Source organism: Streptomyces sp. NPDC097107 (assembly GCF_044762405.1).
Lineage (GTDB): Bacteria > Actinomycetota > Actinomycetes > Streptomycetales > Streptomycetaceae > Streptomyces > Streptomyces thinghirensis.
In genome coordinates, this window is sequence record NZ_JBIWEF010000006.1 from 306735 (window position 1) to 325306 (window position 18572).

Annotated in this window: 18 protein-coding genes and 2 pseudogenes; 13 read left to right on the forward strand and 7 right to left on the reverse strand. The window is 72.6% G+C overall.

What is annotated here, in order from left to right; genetic code table 11:
• The first annotated feature begins 5 nt into the window (after positions 1 to 5).
• The 3 genes and pseudogenes from ACIQ1J_RS16885 to ACIQ1J_RS16895 all read left to right on the forward strand — a co-directional run bounded on the left by ACIQ1J_RS16885 (position 6) and on the right by ACIQ1J_RS16895 (position 2477).
• A complete protein-coding gene (locus ACIQ1J_RS16885) occupies positions 6 to 752 on the forward strand; it encodes an SDR family NAD(P)-dependent oxidoreductase (RefSeq protein ID WP_403557441.1) in 747 nt (248 codons plus the stop codon).
• Positions 749 to 1819, forward strand: a complete 1071-nt coding sequence (locus tag ACIQ1J_RS16890; RefSeq protein ID WP_403557442.1) for a threonine aldolase family protein — start codon at positions 749 to 751, stop codon at positions 1817 to 1819. Before ACIQ1J_RS16885 ends, ACIQ1J_RS16890 begins: the two co-directional genes overlap by 4 nt.
• An 85-nt stretch (positions 1820 to 1904) precedes the next feature.
• Positions 1905 to 2477: pseudogene (locus ACIQ1J_RS16895) on the forward strand (transglutaminase family protein).
• 10 nt (positions 2478 to 2487) lie between these two features.
• Here ACIQ1J_RS16895 and ACIQ1J_RS16900 read toward each other — a convergent pair.
• A complete protein-coding gene (locus ACIQ1J_RS16900) occupies positions 2488 to 3216 on the reverse strand; it encodes a lysophospholipid acyltransferase family protein (protein WP_403557443.1) in 729 nt (242 codons plus the stop codon).
• Positions 3217 to 3568: 352 nt separating this feature from the next.
• Here ACIQ1J_RS16900 and ACIQ1J_RS16905 point away from each other — a divergent pair, with 352 nt between their 5' ends.
• From ACIQ1J_RS16905 to ACIQ1J_RS16925, 5 genes are all read left to right on the forward strand, one after another.
• Complete coding sequence (locus ACIQ1J_RS16905; protein ID WP_403557614.1) at positions 3569 to 3925, forward strand: thioredoxin family protein; 357 nt, start codon at positions 3569 to 3571, stop codon at positions 3923 to 3925.
• A 146-nt stretch (positions 3926 to 4071) separates the two neighbouring features.
• A complete protein-coding gene (locus tag ACIQ1J_RS16910; protein ID WP_403557444.1) occupies positions 4072 to 4581 on the forward strand; it encodes a flavin reductase family protein in 510 nt (169 codons plus the stop codon).
• A gap of 230 nt (positions 4582 to 4811) precedes the next feature.
• A complete protein-coding gene (locus ACIQ1J_RS16915; protein WP_210959425.1) occupies positions 4812 to 5600 on the forward strand; it encodes an electron transfer flavoprotein subunit beta/FixA family protein in 789 nt (262 codons plus the stop codon).
• Positions 5601 to 5684: 84 nt separating this feature from the next.
• Positions 5685 to 6647 (forward strand): electron transfer flavoprotein subunit alpha/FixB family protein, encoded by a 963-nt coding sequence (locus ACIQ1J_RS16920; protein ID WP_210959423.1) that lies wholly within the window; start codon positions 5685 to 5687, stop codon positions 6645 to 6647.
• A gap of 158 nt (positions 6648 to 6805) precedes the next feature.
• The gene (locus ACIQ1J_RS16925) at positions 6806 to 8104 is read left to right on the forward strand and encodes a DUF6986 family protein (protein WP_210959422.1); all 1299 of its coding nucleotides are present in this window, start codon (positions 6806 to 6808) and stop codon (positions 8102 to 8104) included.
• On the opposite strand, the pseudogene ACIQ1J_RS16930 reads toward ACIQ1J_RS16925, so the two are convergent.
• Both ACIQ1J_RS16930 and ACIQ1J_RS16935 read right to left on the reverse strand, forming a co-directional pair.
• A pseudogene (locus tag ACIQ1J_RS16930) lies at positions 8085 to 8892 on the reverse strand (hypothetical protein). The gene ACIQ1J_RS16925 and the pseudogene ACIQ1J_RS16930 sit on opposite strands and share 20 nt — an antisense overlap.
• Before the next feature lie 134 nt (positions 8893 to 9026).
• Positions 9027 to 10103, reverse strand: a complete 1077-nt coding sequence (locus ACIQ1J_RS16935; RefSeq protein ID WP_403557445.1) for a LacI family DNA-binding transcriptional regulator — start codon at positions 10101 to 10103, stop codon at positions 9027 to 9029.
• Positions 10104 to 10324: 221 nt separating this feature from the next.
• On the opposite strand from ACIQ1J_RS16935, the gene ACIQ1J_RS16940 reads away from it, so the two are divergent.
• The 3 genes from ACIQ1J_RS16940 (at position 10325) to ACIQ1J_RS16950 (ending at position 12996) form a co-directional block, all read left to right on the forward strand.
• Positions 10325 to 11278: an ROK family protein gene (locus tag ACIQ1J_RS16940; RefSeq protein ID WP_403557446.1), complete on the forward strand. Its 954-nt coding sequence runs from the start codon at positions 10325 to 10327 to the stop codon at positions 11276 to 11278.
• A gap of 321 nt (positions 11279 to 11599) precedes the next feature.
• Positions 11600 to 11794, forward strand: coding sequence for a hypothetical protein (locus tag ACIQ1J_RS16945; protein WP_210959416.1), 195 nt, complete (start codon positions 11600 to 11602; stop codon positions 11792 to 11794).
• A gap of 155 nt (positions 11795 to 11949) precedes the next feature.
• Positions 11950 to 12996: an NUDIX domain-containing protein gene (locus tag ACIQ1J_RS16950; RefSeq protein WP_403557447.1), complete on the forward strand. Its 1047-nt coding sequence runs from the start codon at positions 11950 to 11952 to the stop codon at positions 12994 to 12996.
• A 2-nt stretch (positions 12997 to 12998) separates the two neighbouring features.
• Here the strand turns inward: ACIQ1J_RS16950 and ACIQ1J_RS16955 are convergent, their stop codons facing one another.
• A complete protein-coding gene (locus tag ACIQ1J_RS16955; protein WP_403557448.1) occupies positions 12999 to 13703 on the reverse strand; it encodes an MBL fold metallo-hydrolase in 705 nt (234 codons plus the stop codon).
• A gap of 73 nt (positions 13704 to 13776) precedes the next feature.
• Entirely contained in the window at positions 13777 to 15132 is a 1356-nt protein-coding gene (locus tag ACIQ1J_RS16960) for a dipeptidase (RefSeq protein WP_403557449.1), read from the reverse strand.
• Between the two features lie 179 nt (positions 15133 to 15311).
• On the opposite strand from ACIQ1J_RS16960, the gene ACIQ1J_RS16965 reads away from it, so the two are divergent.
• Positions 15312 to 16598, forward strand: coding sequence for a geranylgeranyl reductase family protein (locus tag ACIQ1J_RS16965; protein WP_403557450.1), 1287 nt, complete (start codon positions 15312 to 15314; stop codon positions 16596 to 16598).
• Here ACIQ1J_RS16965 and ACIQ1J_RS16970 read toward each other — a convergent pair.
• The gene (locus ACIQ1J_RS16970; RefSeq protein WP_403557451.1) at positions 16588 to 17037 is read right to left on the reverse strand and encodes a nitroreductase family deazaflavin-dependent oxidoreductase; all 450 of its coding nucleotides are present in this window, start codon (positions 17035 to 17037) and stop codon (positions 16588 to 16590) included. The two genes, ACIQ1J_RS16965 and ACIQ1J_RS16970, sit on opposite strands and share 11 nt — an antisense overlap.
• 232 nt (positions 17038 to 17269) lie before the next feature.
• Here ACIQ1J_RS16970 and ACIQ1J_RS16975 point away from each other — a divergent pair, with 232 nt between their 5' ends.
• Positions 17270 to 17971: a TetR/AcrR family transcriptional regulator gene (locus ACIQ1J_RS16975; RefSeq protein WP_403557452.1), complete on the forward strand. Its 702-nt coding sequence runs from the start codon at positions 17270 to 17272 to the stop codon at positions 17969 to 17971.
• A 64-nt stretch (positions 17972 to 18035) separates the two neighbouring features.
• On the opposite strand, the gene ACIQ1J_RS16980 is transcribed toward ACIQ1J_RS16975, so the two are convergent.
• Positions 18036 to 18446 (reverse strand): BTAD domain-containing putative transcriptional regulator, encoded by a 411-nt coding sequence (locus ACIQ1J_RS16980; protein ID WP_403557453.1) that lies wholly within the window; start codon positions 18444 to 18446, stop codon positions 18036 to 18038.
• Between the last annotated feature and the right edge of the window lie 126 nt (positions 18447 to 18572).

The window sequence follows — 18572 nt, forward strand, 5'->3', positions numbered from 1 at the left end:
GGACCATGGGGAACGGGACGCTCGACGGCGCGGTGATCGCGGTGGCCGGAGCGGGCGGACCCGCCGGACGGGCCGCGCTGCTGCGGCTGGCCGAGGCGGGTGCGACGGTCGTCGGCTCCGACAACGACCCGGAGCGGCTGGCGGAGGCGGTGGACGCGGCGCGCTACGCGCACGGCGGCGCCACCGTCACCGGCGAGACGGTCGACCTGCTCGACCTGGGTTCCACCCGGGCCTGGGCGGACCGCATCGAGGAGGAGTTCGGCCGGGTCGACGGCGTGGTCCACCTCGTCGGCGGCTGGCGCGGCAGCCAGACCTTCACCAAGACCGACCTCGGCGACTGGGACCTCCTGGAGAAGCTGCTGATCCGCACCGTCCAGCACACCTCCCTCGCCTTCCACGAGGCACTCCAGCACAGCGACCGCGGCCGCTACGTCCTGATCAGCGCCGCGGGCGCGAGCAACCCCACCGCGGGCAACGCCGCCTACTCGGCCGCGAAGGCCGCCGCCGAGGCGTGGACGCTGGCCATGGCGGACTTCTTCCGCAAGGCGGGGGGCGAGCAGGGCCCGACGTCGGCGGCTGCGATCCTGGTGGTCAAGGCGTTGGTGCACGACGCGATGCGCGCCGAGCGCCCCAACGCGAAGTTTGCGGGCTTCACGGACGTGCGTGACCTCGCCGAGGCCGTCGCCGGAGTCTGGGAGAAGCCCGCCGCGGAAGTGAACGGAAACCGTCTGTGGCTGACCGAGAAGCCGTGAACCCCCCGAAGACCGACGCGCGTCGCCACCACGACCCCGAGGTCCGCGGTTTCGCCAGTGACAACTACGCCGGCGCGCACCCCGAGGTGCTCGCCGCCCTGGCGCTGGCCAACGGCGGGCACCAGATCGCGTACGGCGAGGACGAGTACACCGAGAACCTCCAGCGCGTGATCCGTGGCCATTTCGGCTCCGGCGCCGAGGCGTTCCCGGTCTTCAACGGCACCGGCGCCAACGTCGTCGCGCTCCAGGCGGTCACCGACCGCTGGGGCGCGGTGATCTGCGCCGAGAGCGCGCACATCAACGTCGACGAGGGCGGTGCCCCCGAGCGCATGGGCGGCCTGAAGCTGCTCACCGTCCCCACCCCCGACGGCAAGCTCACGCCCGACCTGATCGACCGGCAGGCGTACGGCTGGGACGACGAGCACCGCGCGATGCCGCAGGTCGTCTCGATCACCCAGAGCACCGAGCTGGGCACGCTCTACACGCCTGACGAGATCCGCGCCATCTGCGAGCACGCCCACGCACACGGCATGAAGGTGCACCTGGACGGCTCCCGGATAGCCAACGCCGCCGCCTCCCTGGACGTGCCCATGCGGACGTTCACCAACGCGGTCGGCGTCGACCTCCTCTCCCTCGGCGGCACCAAGAACGGCGCGCTGTTCGGCGAGGCGGTCGTGGTCCTCAACCGGGACGCCGTTCGCCACATGAAGCACCTGCGCAAGCTGTCCATGCAGCTCGCCTCCAAGATGCGCTTCGTGTCGGTGCAGCTGGAGGCGCTGCTCGCCAAGGACCTGTGGCTGCGCAACGCCCGGCACGGCAACGAGATGGCCCAGCGCCTGGCCGAGGGTGTGCGCGCCGTACACGGCGTGGAGATCCTCTACCCGGTGCAGGCCAACGCGGTCTTCGCCCGCCTGCCGCACGAGGTGAGCGAGCGCCTGCAGAAGAGGTTCCGCTTCTACTTCTGGGACGAGGCCGCCGGCGACGTGCGCTGGATGTGCGCCTTCGACACCACCGAGGACGACGTCGACGCGTTCGTCGCCGCCCTCAAGGAGGAGATGGCGCGCTGACGGGCCCCTTCGGGTCGTGCGCAGGTATGTGATCGCCTGAAAAGTCATTGACTGACAGGTGATCGCTTTTCTCTGCTCGGCGGGCATGGAGCTGATCCAGAAGACCTCTGACCTGTCCGCCTTCTGGCTGCCGACGAGGTTATCGACCACAACCATCCGGGCGTGCGGAAGCGGCCCGGCGGCTCGCCAAGGAGGCGGACGACTCGTATGCCTATGCGCGGCTGGCCTTCGAGTTCGTGCGCGACACCATCCCGCACTCACAGGACTCCGACGACCTCCGCGTCACCTGGCGCGCCTCCGACGTCCTGGAGCAGCGCACCGGCGTCTGCTACGCCAAGGCCCACGCGCGCTGACCGCGCTGCTGCGGGCCGAGGACGTCCCGGCCGCCCTGTGCTACCAGCGGTTCGACGTGGTGCACGGGCTGGTCGCCGTGCGGTTCAACGGCGCCTGGCACCGGCAGGACCCGCGCGGCAACAAACCCGGCGTGAACGCGCAGCTCTCCCTGGGGCGGGAACAGCTGGCCTTCACGCCGGACACCGCGGCCGGCGAGGCCGACTACCCGGACCTGTACGCCGCTCCGCATCCGGCCGTGGTGGACGTGCTGAAGGCGGCCACCGACCGGCCCCACCTGTGGGCGACGCTGCCGCCCGCGCTGTGACGCGCTCGGCTCAGCGCGCCTGGGCCGTGCGCAGCTGCTCCTGCGTGGGGGCGGTGCCGCCGAGATGGGCCGGCATCCACCAGGTGTCGTCCGCCCCCTTGGGGCGCACCGGGTAGGCGCGCTGCGCGGCCTCCAGCAGCTCCTGGACCCGCTCGCGCAGCCGGCGGGTGATGGCGCCCGCGTACTGCTCGCGGGAGGCCTCCATGGCCTCGCCGACCCGGATCGTGATCGGGGTGTGGCTGCGCTTGAAGTTGCGCGGGTGTCCCTTGGTCCACAGCCGCTGCGTGCCCCACAGGGCCATCGGGATCAGCGGGACGCCCGCCTCCTGCGCCAGGCGGGCGGCGCCCGACTTGAAGCTCTTCAGGGTGAACGACTCGGAGATCGTGGCCTCCGGGAAGACTCCGACGATCTCGCCGGACCGCAGCGAGTCCAGGGCGTGCGCGTACGCGGCCTCCCCCTGCTTGCGGTCCACCGGGATGTGCTTCATGTTGCGCATCAGCGGACCGGAGACCCGGTGCCGGAAGACCGACTCCTTCGCCATGAAGCGCACCAGCCGCTTCTGGGGCAGCGCCGCCAGGCCGTCGAAGATGAAGTCCAGGTAGCTGATGTGGTTGCTCACCAGCACGGCGCCGCCCGAGCGCGGGATGTTCTCCGAACCCTGGCAGTCGATCTTGAGGTCCCACACCTTGAACAGGGTGCGGGCGAGACCGATGGCCGGGCGGTAGGCGAGTTCTGCCATGGGCGGGTCGGACCCTTCCTTGTCAGCCTGGGATGGGGGCTCCCAGTCGGAAGTTACGCAGCCGTAGGTTTACGGCTTGTCGCAGATCGTGCCCCAAGAACGGCCGGTGTACCAGCCTTGGTGCCCGCCCGTGGCGAGATCCTCATCACTTCGTTGGCCGTTTCGTGGCCGAAACGCGACGGTGAGCCGGGAATCTCGGGCGTCCCGCGAACGCTGCACCTGGGGACGACCGGACTGGTGGCGCGCGGGACACGCGCGCCCGGGAGCGCCGCGACGGCGGCGGAACAGGAGTGAACGGGTGCGCGAGCAGGGCGACGCCGGGCGACTCGACACCTCCGGTCCGCGGCCCGGTATCTCCGGTCCGCGGCTCGACACCTCCGGTTCGCGGCTCGACACCTCGGGTCCGCGGCTCGACGCGGCCGACCTGGGCGCGGAGCTCGGCGCGCGCGCCACGCTCGTGCAGTTCTCCAGTGCCTTCTGCGCCCCGTGCCGGGCCACCCGGCGGGTCCTCGGGGACGTGGCCGGCCTGGTCCCCGGCGTCGCCCACGTCGAGATCGACGCCGAGGCCCGTCTGGAGCTCGTCCGCGCTCTCGACGTACTCAAGACCCCGACCGTGCTGGTCCTCGATGCCGGCGGCCGCGTCGTGCGGCGCGCCGTCGGGCAGCCACGCAAGGCGGACGTGATCGCCGCACTGGGCGAGGCGGTGTGACCACCGCCACGTCACCGGTGAGGCGTTGTCCACAGCCCCCACACCCCGGGACGTATTTGACTGTGTGTGCCACCCGTCGCCAGCCTGCCGGCAGGCCCTCGCTCCCCGCTCCCCGGGCCGAGGCGCAACGCAGAAGGACACCCCGTATGACGGTCACATCCGACGTCACCGCGCCGCGGCGCGCCGCCGCCGACCTGTTGCGGTCCGCCTTCCGGCGGCACGCGGCGGGAGTCGCCGTGATCACCGCCCGCGGTGACGCCGGTCCGGTCGGTTTCACGGCCACCTCCCTCACCTCCGTGTCCGCCGAGCCGCCGCTGCTGTCGTTCGGCATAGGTACCGGCTCGTCCAGCTGGCCCGCCGTGTCCGAGGCCGAGTACGTCGGCGTCCACCTGCTCGGCGACCACCAGGAGGACCTGGCGGCCACCTTCGCCCGCAGTGGCGCCGACCGTTTCGCGGCACCGACCGCCTGGCGCGAGGGTCCCGAGGGCGTGCCCGTGCTGGCCGGAGTCCTCTCCTGGCTCGTGTGTCGCGTCGCAGGCCGCGTACCCGCGGGGGACCATCGCATCGTGCTTGCGGAGGTTCTGCTCGGCGACCCCACGGGTGCCGGCCGTCCACTGCTGTACCACCGGGGGCGTTACAACGGCCTGCGCGACTGACCGGTCACCGGGGTCGCCGGGGGGCGCTTCCGTGAAGCCGTCGGGTTCCGGTTACGCTGCGTTGCGAAGGTCACAGTTCAAAGCGCTTGCTTAGCGGGCAGGAACTGGATGTACTGACGAGTAATATTCCGGGCGGAGCGCGGGTCGTTCCGACCGGGATCGGCCGCTTGGGGCGCCTATGCTGCCTGCAAGAGGCAGCACTGAAATGTCGACGCAGTAGGAGAGCCGGCGTGAGCTTGAGGATCGTTGTCACTGTGAAGTACGTGCCCGACGCCACCGGCGACCGGCACTTCGCCGATGACCTGACCGTCGACCGGGACGACGTGGACGGTCTGCTCTCCGAGCTGGACGAGTACGCGGTCGAGCAGGCGCTGCAGATCTCGGAGAACTCCGACGACGACGTGGAGATCACCGTCCTGACGGTGGGTCCGGAGGACGCGAAGGACGCGCTGCGCAAGGCGCTGTCCATGGGCGCGGACAAGGCGATCCACGTCGAGGACGACGACCTGCACGGCACCGACGCCATCGGCACCTCCCTGGTGCTGGCCAAGGCCGTCGAGAAGGCCGGCTACGACCTGGTCGTCTCCGGCATGGCCTCCACCGACGGCACCATGGGCGTCGTACCGGCGCTGCTCGCGGAGCGCCTGGGCGTGCCGCAGGTGACGCTGCTGTCCGAGGTCTCCGTCGAGGGCGGCACCGTGAAGGGCCGCCGTGACGGCGACTCCGCCACGGAGCAGCTGGAGGCGTCGCTGCCGGCCGTCGTGTCGGTCACCGACCAGTCGGGCGAGGCGCGTTACCCCTCCTTCAAGGGCATCATGGCGGCCAAGAAGAAGCCGGTGGAGTCCTGGGACCTGTCCGACCTCGACATCGACGAGGACGAGGTCGGTCTCGAGAACGCCTACACCAAGGTCGACTCCGCGGCCGAGCGCCCGGCGCGCACCGCGGGCACGATCGTCAAGGACGAGGGCGAGGGCGGCAAGCAGCTCGCTGCCTTCCTCGCGGAGCGAAAGTTCGTGTGATGCAGCCTCGCGGCCAGAAGTTCATCTGAGCCCCGGATTCGCCGACCGCCCCTCACATCTCGCAAGCAGGAGAGAAGAAGTCCCATGGCTGAAGTTCTCGTCTACGTCGATCACGTGGACGGTGCCGTCCGCAAGCCCACCCTGGAGCTGCTGACCCTCGCCCGCCGCGTCGGCGAGCCGGTCGCCGTCGCCCTCGGCAACGGCGCCGCCGACACCGCCGCCACCCTCGCCGAGCACGGCGCGGTCAAGGTCCTCACCCACGAGGCCGCCGAGTACGCCGACTACCTGGTCGTGCCGAAGGTCGACGCCCTCCAGGCCGCCCACGAGGCCGTCTCCCCGGCCGCCGTGCTGGTCCCGTCCTCCGCGGAGGGCAAGGAGATCGCCGCCCGTCTGGCGCTGCGCCTGGGCTCCGGCATCATCACCGACGCCGTCGACCTGGAGGCCGGCGACGAGGGTCCGGTGGCCACCCAGTCGGTGTTCGCCGCCGCCTTCACCACCAAGTCCCGCGTCTCCAAGGGCACCCCGGTCATCACGGTCAAGCCGAACAGCGCCGCCGTCGAGCCTGCCCCGGCCGCCGGCGCGGTCGAGGCCCTGTCGGTGTCCTTCTCCGCCCAGGCGACCGGCACCAAGGTCACCGGGCGCACGCCGCGTGAGGCCACCGGGCGTCCGGAGCTGACCGAGGCCGCGATCGTCGTCTCCGGCGGCCGCGGCGTCAACGGCGCGGAGAACTTCGCGATCATCGAAGCGCTCGCCGACTCGCTCGGCGCGGCCGTCGGCGCCTCGCGTGCCGCGGTGGACGCGGGCTGGTACCCGCACACCAACCAGGTCGGCCAGACCGGCAAGTCCGTCTCCCCGCAGCTGTACATCGCCTCCGGCATCTCGGGCGCGATCCAGCACCGTGCCGGCATGCAGACCTCGAAGACGATCGTGGCGGTCAACAAGGACGCCGAGGCCCCGATCTTCGACCTGGTCGACTACGGCGTGGTCGGCGACCTGTTCGACGTCGTCCCGCAGCTGACCGAGGAAGTCAAGACCCGCAAGGGCTGACATCCACTCGCAGCGCCTGCCGAGGCCCCCGCGACCGTCCTTCCTGGTCGCGGGGGCCTCGGCGTCTGCGCAGGATGGTGTTGACCGGCGAGAGACCGGCAGATAACTTCGCTCTACGGATTATTGATTCCGTTCAGCGGAAAACAGGAGGGTGTGGGATGGGTCAGCAGGAGAAGGTGGCGACGAGTCTCGCGGGTGGCGTGGGCGAGGAGATCAGTGCCTCCCTTGCGCCGGTCGACGCGGAGCTGGAGCGCCTCTACCCCGGAGACCCGGGCACCCGGCAGCCCGTCCACACCGTCTACGTCCCCGGTGACGTCTTCGCCGCCGACACGATTCGCTCCTGGGGCGACCGGGCGCTCGCCGCCCTCGACGAACACGCCCCCGACGCCGCCTCCTTCGCCGCCGCGCTCGGCCTCACCGACGACCTCGCCGAGCCCGTGTACACCCGGGTGCGCGCCAAGCTGGAGCGCGAGCCGATCGAGGACCTCCGCGTCGACTTCGAGGACGGCTACGGCAACCGCACGGACGCCGAGGAGGACGAGTCCGCCGCCCGCGCGGCCCGGCTGATCGCCGAGGCGTACCAGCAGGGCACGGCGGCCCCGTACATGGGCATCCGCATGAAGTGCATGGAGGCCCCGGTGCGCGCCCGTGGCATCCGCACGCTCGACGTCTTCCTCAGCGGCCTGATGGAAGCGGGCGGCCTCCCGGACGGGCTGGTCCTCACCCTGCCGAAGGTGACCTACCCCGAGCAGGTCACCGCCATGGTGCGGCTTCTGGAGGCCTTCGAGAAGGCGCGCGGCCTGGAGCCCGGCCGGATCGGCTTCGAGATCCAGATCGAGACCAGCCAGTCCATCCTGGCTGCCGACGGCACCGCCGCCGTCGCCCGCATGATCCAGGCCGCCGAGGGCCGCGCCACCGGTCTGCACTACGGCACCTTCGACTACAGCGCCTGCCTCGGCGTCTCCGCCGCGTACCAGGCCAGCGACCACCCGGCCGCTGACCACGCCAAAGCGATCATGCAGGTCGCCGCCGCCGGCACCGGCGTACGCGTCTCGGACGGCTCCACCAACGTCCTGCCGGTCGGCCCCACCGCCAAGGTCCACGACGCCTGGCGCCTGCACTTCGGCCTCACCCGCCGCGCCCTCGCCCGCGCCTACTACCAGGGCTGGGACATGCACCCCGGCCACATCCCCACCCGGTACGCGGCGGTCTTCGCCTTCTACCGCGAGGGCTTCGAGCAGGCCGCCGCCCGCCTCGCCCGCTACGCCAACCACACCGGCGGCGACGTCATGGACGAGCCCGCCACCGCGAAGGCCCTCAGCGGCTACCTGCTGCGCGGCCTGGACTGCGGTGCCCTCGACATCGGCGAGGTCGCCCGGCTGAGCGGCCTGACCCGCGCCGACCTGGAGGGCTTCTCGTCCCCGCGGCGCGGCGACCTCACGGCGTCGGCGCAGTAGGCGGCTGAGTGCGGGGGAGGGGCTCGCCGGTCCGGCCGGGGCGCGCGTACCGCTCCAGGCCGGACGCGGTCACCCACTTCTCCTCGGCGAACAGCCGCGTCCCCCGCGCACAAAGCCGCCGGTCGGCCCGCGCCCGCGCGCAGAACTCCTCGGGCGTCGCCCCGCACAGCTCCCGCAGCCGGGCCGACCCCTGGAGCAGCTCCGTGATCAGGACGCGTTGGTCGCCCGGGTGCCGGCGTGGTGCCCCGGTGCCGTCGTGCAGGACGCCGTGGCGGTCGACGTAGGCGTACGCGCCGCGCAGCACCGTGCCGTCCCGGTCCGCCGGCTCGACACGCACGTCGGGTGCCGGGTGCCGGGAGCCAGACGCGGTCGAAGTTGCCGGACGCCATCGGCACGCCCTCGCTCGCGTCGATCACTGCCAGCTGCTCGGCGTCGAGCAAGAGAACGAACAGCTCCCGTACGACGCCCGGGGCGCCCACCGGCGAGGCGGACACGTAGCCCATGCGGCTCACATGGGCGGACACTCCGATGGCGACGCCGGCGACCCGCGTCCTGACCATCGGGATCGGCGAGTCGATCCCGGACTCGGCCATCCTGTGCCGCAGCTGGCCCGGGCCGGCGTCGGAGCCGATCGCGAGCACGGGAACCCGGCCGTCCCCCTCCTCGTGGACCGGCCCGTCCAGCGGCAGCAGCCGGTCCCCGTGCAGCAGTCCCGACTCCCGGGGCCACGCGCCCGGGTACAGCAGCGGCTCCTCCCGCGGCACCCCCGCCAGTCCGAGCGCCCGCAACGTCCGGTCCTCGCCGGCCGGGCGTGCGGGCGCGCGACCGCACCCCCGGAGAGCGGGCGTGCGGGCGAGCGACCGCTCTCCGGGGGCCGGGGCGGCCGGGCGGGGCCCCCGCTCAGTGGCTTCGACACGGCCCCTCAGTCCGCCGGTGGCAGCTCGCCCGAGCCCCGGGTGACCAGCCTGGTCGGCAGTTCGATGCGGTCGGGCGCGATCAGGGAGCCGTCCAGCTGGTTGAAGAGCCGCTCGGCGGCGGTGCGGCCGAGGGCCGCCGCGTCCTGGGCGACCACGGTGACGCCCGGCTGGAGCAGGTCGGCCAGCTCGATGTCGTCGAAGCCGACCAGGGCGACGCCGCGCGCGTGCTCGGCGAGGACCCGGATCACGGTGACCGTCACCCGGTTGTTGCCCGTGAAGATCGCGGTGACCGGGTGCGGGTCGGTGAGCATCTCCTCGGCCGCCCGGCGTACCCGCACGGGGTCGGTGACGCCCAGGGACATCCAGGAGTCCTTCACCGGTATGCCGGCGTCCTCCATGGCGGCCCGGTAGCCGCGCAGCCGCTCGGCGGCGGTGTGGATGCGGGGCATGTCGCCGATGAAGCCGATCCTGCGGTGTCCGTGCGCGATGAGGTGCGCCACGCCGTCGCGGGCGCCGCCGAAGTTGTCGGACACCACCACGTCCGCGTCGATCTGCCCCGCCGGACGGTCCACGAACACCGTGGCGACGCCCGCCTTGAGCTCCGGCTCCAGATACCGGTGGTCGTCCCCGGCGGGAATCACCACCAGCCCGTCCACGCGCCGCGCGCACAGCGCCAGGACCAGCTCCTGCTCGCGGTCCGGGTCCTCAGCGCTGGACCCGTTGATCAGCAGGGCGCCGTGGGCGCGGGCCACCTCCTCCACGGCACGGCTGAGCGGCCCGTAGAAGGGGTCGGCGAGGTCCTCCAGGACCAGGCCGATGCTGGCGGTGCGGCCCTTGCGGAGCACCCGCGCGCTGTCGTTGCGGCGGAAACCGAGCGCGTCGATGGCCTCCTGGACGCGGCGCTCGGTCTCCGGGGTGACGCCCTGCTCCCCGTTGACCACCCGGGAAACGGTCTTGAGACCGACCCCGGCCCGGGCGGCGACGTCCTTCATGGTCGGGCGATTGCCGTAACGGTTCCCGGGGAGGCGGTCTGCGCGGCGGGGCGTGTCGGGCACGATGCGGTGTCCTGTCCTGTCGTCCACGGGAGTGCGTCGGCTCCTGTCGTCCACGGGGGGATGTGTCGGTCATGCGTTTGTATGAGGATGTGGCGTCGAGCATAGAGCCTGGACAACGTTGTCAGATGCGGGAGACACTGTCCATCGCACTCACCGGCCCTCGTCCCCACCGCGGGACCGGTCCGCTGCGCGCTCCTGATGTTCGTCATTTCTTGCCTTTTTCGGTCCGACGGGGAGATCCGACTCTGATGCACACCGACCTCGTGGCAGCGCTGGACATCGGCGGCACCAAGATCGCCGGGGCGCTGGTGGACGGCCACGGCCGCATCCAGGCGCGCGTGCAGCGTGCCACGCCCGCCCGGGAGCACGGCGACACCGTGATGCGGGCCGTCGAGGCGGTGCTCGGGGAGCTGGCCGCGTCGCCGCTGTGGGAGCGGGTGGTGGCCGTCGGCATCGGCAGCGCCGGGCCGGTGGACGCCTCCGCCGGCACGGTCAGTCCGGTGAACGTGCCCGGCTGGCGCGACTATCCGCTCGTCCGGCGGGTCCGTGCCGCCGCCGGTGATCTGCCCGTCGAGCTGATCGGCGACGGTGTGGCCATCACGGCGGCCGAACACTGGCAGGGCGCCGCCCGCGGCCACGACAACGCGCTGTGCATGGTGGTCTCGACCGGTGTCGGCGGCGGTCTGGTCCTGGGCGGCCGGCTGCACCCCGGACCGACCGGCAACGCGGGCCACATCGGCCACATCAGCGTGGACCTGGACGGCGATCCGTGCCCGTGCGGTGCGCGCGGCTGCGTGGAGCGCATAGCGAGCGGCCCCAACATCGAGCGGCGCGCCCTCGACGCCGGCTGGCGCCCCGGCCCGGACGGCGACACCTCCGCCGCCGCGGTCGCCGCCGCCGCCCGCCTGGGCGACCCCGTCGCCGTGGCGTCCTTCGAACGGGCCGCGCAGGCACTGGCCGCCGGCATCGCCGCCACCGCGACCCTCGTCGAGATCGACATCGCCGTGGTGGGCGGGGGCGTCGGCAAGGCCGGCGACGTGCTCTTCACCCCCCTGCGCAAGGCCCTGACCGACTACGCGACCCTGTCCTTCGTGCAGCGTCTGGCCGTCGTGCCCGCCCAGATGGGCACGGACGCAGGGCTGGTGGGGGCGGCCGCGGCTGCACTCACGAGGACGGCGGGGGCCACGCCGGCGCGGGTCTGAGCCGCGGGCGGCTGCGCGCCGGGTGCGCGCGGGGTGCGTCGATACGTGGCCCCCGGGCCGAGCGCGGGAGTACGGACACGCAAGCACGAGGGCGCGAGCAGGAGCACGGGACCCCTGGCCCGGCAGCGGGAAGTGGGGAAGCAGGAAGTCGGGCAGGCGTGAGTCGGGCAGCCGGAAGTGGGGCAGCTGGAAGTCGGGCAGCCGGAAGTCCGGCAGGCGTGAGCCGGGCGGGCCCGGGACGCCGGGCGGGGAGCCCGGGGCGATTCCGCCGCTCCCGGCCCGCACCCGTGACCCCGACGCCGTCGCGCAGTTGAAGCAGGCATGAAGAAGCGCAGCATGCTCGCCATCGCGACCCTTGCCACCGGTTTCGTCGTCGCGGCCGTCAGCCCCTCCCACGCCGCCCCGGGCGACCTCCCGCTCAACCTCGACGTGGAGGACACCGTCAGCACCGTCCAGGACACCGTCGCCGTCGACAGCCTGGACGTGGACGACGACGCCCTCGGGCGGCTGGGCTGACGCACACCGCCCGTCACGCACCACCCGGCCCACACGGCGCCGGCGTCCCTCCCGCGGGGACGCCGGCGCCGCTGTCGTGCGCCCTCAACTGGGCCTGGTTTCCGGGACAGGGTGGAGCGGGCAAGCCACAGGGGGCCAACAGAAGAGGGGGACCTGTGACCGTCGTCTGGATCAACGGCGCGTTCGGTGCGGGGAAGACCACCACCGCCCGGGAACTGATCGAACTGATCCCGAACAGCACACTCTTCGACCCCGAGGTCATCGGCGGCGCACTCGCACACCTGCTGCCGCCCAAACGCCTCGCCGAGGTCGGCGACTTCCAGGATCTGCCGATCTGGCGCCGTCTGGTGACCGACACGGCGGCCGCGATGCTCGCCGAGCTCGGTGGGACCCTCGTGGTCCCCATGACACTGCTGCGGCAGGAGTACCGCGACGAGATCTTCGGCGGCCTCGCCGCCCGCCGGATCGCGGTCCGGCACGTCCTGCTCGCTCCGGCGGAAACGATCCTGCGTGAGCGCATAGCCGGCCGCCGCGAGACGGCGGAGGACCTGCCCGACGGCGAGATACGCGCACGGCAGTGGTCCTACGACCACATCGAGCCGTACCGCGCCGCCCTCGCCTCCTGGCTGACCGCCGACGCCCACCCGATCGACACCGGCGCGCTCTCCCCGTACGAGGCCGCCGCCCGGATCGCCGAGGCCGTCGGCACCGGCGCCGTACCGGCCTGCGACATCGTGCAGACGCCCGAGCCCACCGCCGAGACCCTCGCCGCCGGCGTCCTGCTCTTCGACGAGCAGGACCGGGTGCTGCTCGTCGACCCCACCTACAAGCCCGGCTGGGAGTTCCCCGGCGGCGTCGTCGAACCCGGTGAGGCCCCCGCCCGTGCCGGGATGCGCGAGGTCGCCGAGGAGACCGGGATCCGCCTCGCGGACGTACCCGCCCTGCTGGTCGTCGACTGGGAATCGCCCGTGCCGCCCGGCTACGGCGGACTGCGGCTGCTCTTCGACGGCGGCCGGCTCGACTGCGCGGACGCCGCCCGCGTGCTGCTGCCCGGCCCCGAACTGCGCGACTGGCGCTTCGTCAGCGAGGACGAGGCGGCCGGCCTGCTGCCCCCGGTCCGCTACGAGCGGCTGCGCTGGGCCCTGCGGGCCAGGGAACGCGGCGCGGCACTGTACCTGGAGGCGGGCACCCCCGTCGGCTGACGTCAGCCGGCCGCCCCGTAGGTCCGCGCCGATGCCCGGAGCGCCTCCGCGGCCCCGTCGGTCACCGGATCGCCGTGACCGAAGCAGGCCACGTCCGTGTCGAGGTCGGCCAACCGCCCGAAGGAGCCGACGGCCCGGTCCCGGTCGACGTTGAACACACCGAGCATGACGCTGCCGTCGACCGGCGACGCGGCGACGGCGTCCCCCGTGAACAGCACGCCGTGCCGCGGGAGATGGAGCCCGATGCTGCCGTCCGTGTGGCCCGGGGCGTGGACGACGCGTGCCCCGCCGCCGAAGTCCAGGACATCGCCGTCGGACACCTCGGTCACCCGCGCCGGCCGGTCGTATCCGCCTTGCGGAAGCCGCCGTACGGCGTCCGCGTGCAGTGGGCGCTCCCAGTCCTCGAACGCGGGCGGCGGGCCCGGCACCTCACCCCGCACGACCGGCGCTTCGAGGGCGTGAGCCACCACCTCGGCCCCGGTGAGGGCGGCGACCTCCTGGGCCCCGCCCGCGTGATCCTCGTGGAAGTGGGTGAGGACGACACGCCGTACGCGTCCGAGAGCCCCGGCCGAGGCGGCGATGCGCTCGCCCGACCCGGCCGGCCCGGCGTCGATCAGCGTCAGGTCGTCGCCGTCGCGCCAGAGGTAGGCCTGCCCGACCGGGAAGCGCAGCAGGCGCAGGCGGGGGAGGAGCTCGATGACGTCCATGGAACGACCGTAGGCAGGGCCCCGCCGGGTGGCGAGACCCCTCTGCCGACGGCAGAACCGGAGCGCGTCGGGGTCAGCTCGCCGCGTAGTTGCGCAGGAACAGCGCCTCCGTGACCGACAGCCGCTCGAGCTCCTCGGGGGACACGCTCTCGTTCACGGCGTGGATCTGCGCCTCCGGCTCGCTCAGGCCGATCAGCAGGATCTCCGCCTGCGGGTACAGCGCGGCCAGGGTGTTGCACAGCGGGATGGAGCCGCCCTGACCGGCGTACTGCATCTCCTCGCCGGGATACGCCACCGCCATCGCGTCCGCCATGGCCTGGTACGCCGGACTGGTGGTGTCGGCACGGAACGCCTGGCCCTGACCGATCTGCTCCACGCCGACCCGGGCACCCCACGGCGTACGCGCCTCCAGGTGGGCCTGGAGCAGCTTGGTGGCCTCGGCGGCGTCCACGCCCGGCGGCACCCGCAGACTGACCAGCGCACGGGCGCCCGCCTGCACCGACGGGGTCGCGCCGACGACCGGCGGGCAGTCGATGCCGAGCACCGTGACGGCCGGGCGCGCCCAGATCCGGTCGGCGACCGAGCCGGAACCGATGAGCTCCACGCCGTCCAGTACCCGGGCGTCCCGGCGGAACTGCTCCTCGTCGTACGCCAGGCCCTCCCATCGGCTGTCCGCCGCCAGCCCGTCGACGGTCGTCGAACCGTCTTCGGCGCGCAGCGAGTCGAGTACGCGGATCAGGGCGGCCAGCGCGTCGGGGGCCGCGCCGCCGAACTGACCCGAGTGCAGGTTGCCCTCGAGCGTGTCGACCCGGACGCGGACGAGGGTCATGCCGCGCAGCGTCGCGGTGACCGTCGGCAGCCCGGCCCGGAAGTTGCCCGCGTCGCCGATGACGACGGTGTCTGCGGCGAGCAGGCCGGGGTGCTGCTCGGCGTACCGCTCCAGGCCGCCGGTGCCCTGCTCCTCCGAACCCTCGGCGATCACCTTGACGTGCACCGGGACGCCACCGTTCGCCTTCAGCGCGCGCAGCGCGAGCAGGTGCATGAGCACGCCGCCCTTGCAGTCGGCCGCACCGCGCCCGTACCAGCGGCCGTCGCGCTCGGTGAGCTCGAACGGCGGGGTGACCCAGCCCGCCTCGTCCAGCGGCGGCTGCACGTCGTAGTGGGCGTAGAGGAGCACTGTCTTGGCGCCCTCGGGCCCGGGCAGGTACCCGTACACCGACTGGGTGCCGTCCGGTGTGTCGAGCAGGTCCACGTCCTGGAAGCCCTCGGCGCGCAGTGCGGCGGCTATCCAGTTGGCCGCGCCCACGCTCTCGCTGCGCGGGAACTGGTCGAAGTCCGCCACCGATTTGAAGGCCACCAGCGCGGTGAGTTCCTCCTTGGCCCTGGGCATCAGGGAGGAGACGGTCTCGGCGACCGGATTCGACGACATGGGCACGCTCCTTGTGGGTGCGACGTTGTACCGAGGAGTACAGGAGTACGACGAGTACAGGAGTACGACGCGTACTGGGATTGGTAGGCCCGATCCTCCCACAGTGGCCTGCGGCGATGCCCGCCGTAGGATGCGGGGGTCAGGTGCGGCATGCGGTTTGTTGGGAGCAGTAGACCATCGTGAGCAGCGAGAACTCTTCGGCGGACGACGCGCGTCAGGTCTGGGACGTGGTCGTGGTGGGCGCGGGACCCGCGGGGGCCTCGGCCGCCTATGCGGCGGCGGTCGCGGGGCGGCGCGTGCTGTTGCTGGAGAAGGCGGACCTGCCCCGCTACAAAACGTGCGGCGGCGGCATCATCGGCCCCTCGCGCGACACCCTCCCGCCCGGCTTCGAACTGCCCTTCCGGGACCGTGTGCACGCGGTGACGTTCTCGAACAACGGGCGGTTCACCCGGACCAGGCGCTCCCGGCAGATGCTGTTCGGACTGATCAACCGGCCCGAGTTCGACCAGCAACTCGTCGAGCACGCTCAGAAGGCGGGCGCCGAACTGCGCACCGGAGCGACGGTGGCGCGGGTGGAGCAGCACGGGTCCGCGGTGCCGGACCGGCGCACGGTCGCCGTCGTCCTCCAGGGCGGCGAGGCGGTACTCGCGCGGGCCGTCGTCGGCGCGGACGGCAGCGCCAGCCGGATAGGGGCGCACGTCGGGGTCAAGCTCGACCAGGTCGACCTCGGCCTGGAGGCGGAGATCCCGGTGCCGGAGACGGTGGCCGAGGACTGGAAGGGGCGGGTCCTCATCGACTGGGGGCCGATGCCCGGCAGTTACGGCTGGGTCTTCCCCAAGGGTGACACGCTGACCGTGGGGGTGATCTCGGCGCGTGGCGAGGGCGCGGCGACCAAGCGGTACCTGGAGGACTTCGTCGGCAGGCTCGGCCTCGCCGGCTTCGAACCGAGCATCTCCTCCGGCCATCTGACGCGCTGCCGTGCCGACGACTCACCGCTGTCGCGCGGCCGGGTCCTGGTCTGCGGGGACGCGGCGGGGCTTCTGGAGCCGTGGACGCGTGAGGGGATCTCCTTCGCGCTGCGCTCGGGCAGGCTCGCGGGGGAGTGGGCGGTGCGGATCTCCGAGGCGCACGACGCCGTGGACGCACGCAAGCAGGCCCTGAACTACGCCTTCGCCATCAAGGCCGGGCTCGGCGTCGAGATGAGCGTCGGCAAGCGGATGCTCGCCGTGTTCGAGCGCCGGCCGGGGCTCTTCCACGCGGCGCTGACCGGATTCCGTCCGGCCTGGAAGGCGTTCAAGGACATCACGCAGGGCTCGACCTCGCTGGGTGAGCTGGTCCGCGGCCATCCGCTGGCGCAGCGGGCACTCGCGGCGATCGACCGCCGGCCCGCGGGCGCGGAGGGCTCGGCGGGAGCGCCGGGCGCCGAGGGCACCGCGGACCCCGCCGGTGACGAGGTCACTTCCTGATCTCGATCCGGAACACCGGGTGGTCGGGGGCGATGCGGCGCAGCTCCGTCTCTGAGGAGTCGGGGCCGACGCCGTTGAAGAAGACCCCTACCTCCGCCTTCCAGCGCTTGAGGTAGGCGCGCAGGAGCGGCGGCTTGTCGTCGTCGCCGACCTCGGTGGCGGTGAACGCTTCCACGTGCTTGCCGAGGTGCAGTTCGCCGCCGCCGGCCGCGCGCATGTTGTGGGTCCACTGGACGTGGCCGCGCGGGGCCACCAGGTACTGCCGCCCGTCGACGGTCATCAGGTTCACGGGGGTGGTGCGCCACTGGCCGCTCTTGCGGCCGCGCACCGCGAGGACGCGTGAACCCCAGACGCTGAGGCCGCGGCGGGTCAGCCAGGCCACGGTGCGGTTGAGGACGTTGACGGTGAGCCAGCCGGGCTTCTGGACGTGCGTGGACATGGGGCCCCCAGGGTTGCTCGAAGGATGAGGGAGAGCACCGCTCGCTTTTGTGAGCAGTGATCTCGCTTGGTGGTGAGTCTGCATGAGAGTGGCGCTTCGAAGCAAGAGCAGTGCTCTGATTTGCGAGCGCCGCTCTTAAGGTGGATCGGCGCTCACGTCCTAGGGCGACGATCGCGACTGCGTGCACTGCTCTCAATTGCGTGCACCGCTCTCCTTTTGGCACACTGCTCGCATGAGCACCGCACAAGGCACCAAGGGAGCCCGCGCCCGCGCCCGCATCGAGGTCACCGCCGCCATCAAGGACGAGGCGCGCGAGCAGCTCGCGGCAGAAGGTGCCGCCAAGCTCTCGCTGCGGGCCGTGGCCCGCGAGCTGGGCATGGCGTCCTCCGCCCTCTACCGCTACTTCCCCAGCCGCGACGACCTCCTGACCGCTCTCATCATCGACGCCTACAACTCGCTCGGCGAGGCCGCCGAGGCGGCGCGCGACACGGCGGCCGACGCCGGGCACGTCCGCCGCTGGACCGTGGTGTGCGAGGCGGTGCGCGCGTGGGCGCTGGCACATCCCCACGAGTACGCGCTGATCTACGGTTCGCCGGTGCCCGGCTACACCGCGCCCGACGACACCATCCCGGCCGCCGCCCGGGTGGCCTACGTGTTCACGGACATCGTGCGCGACGCACACCAGGGTCCGGGCCTCGCCAAGCCGCCGTTGCCCGCCGAACTGCGACCCGAGGCCCATCGGATGGCGGCGGACTTCGCCCCCGACCTGCCACCGGAGACGGTGGCGGCGTTCGTGGCCGCCTGGGCCGAGTTGTTCGGGCTGGTCGGGTTCGAGCTGTTCGGGCAGTTCAACCGGGTCGTGGAGGACCGGGAGGCATTCTTCCGCCACGCGGCGGAGCGGCTCGCCCACGGGGTGGGCCTGGTCTTCCCCTAGCGGGGAGGGGCGGGCGCGAGGCGGGGGCCCCGGAGTCCCGGGATTCAGCAGACTTCGGCGTTCCTCAATCGACCGCAACCGCGAGCGCGCTCTCGACCGCAACCCCCGTCGAATGCCCGGGCGCCGACGCCCGGTCCTGCCGCAAGACACGCACGTGCAGGGACCGTAGTCCGGGCCCCGGGTCGGCGCCCATAGCCTCGGCGAGCCGTTGCCGTATCGCCTCGTACGCGGTGAGTGCGTCGGCCGGACGGCCCGCGCGGTACTGGGCGAGCATGAGCAGTTCGCTGAGGCGCTCCCGCAAGGGGTGCGCGGCCACGAGCCGGACAACTTCGTGGACGGGCTCGAAGGAGTGCCCGAGGCCGATCCGGCCGGCCGGCCGGGCCTCCAGGACGGTGAGCCGTTTCTCGGCCCAGCGCAGCCTTTCCGCCGCGAGGTAGGGCGCATGGAGGCCCTCGGTGAACTCGCCGCGCCACAACTCCTCCGCCCGCCCGGCCAGTTCGGTGGCCGGTGCGGATCACCGGCGTCGCGGGCGGTCAGTGCCTCTGCCATCAGTTCCCGACGCTGGCGCAGGTCGTCGGCCCGGACCCCGGCGAGACGGTAG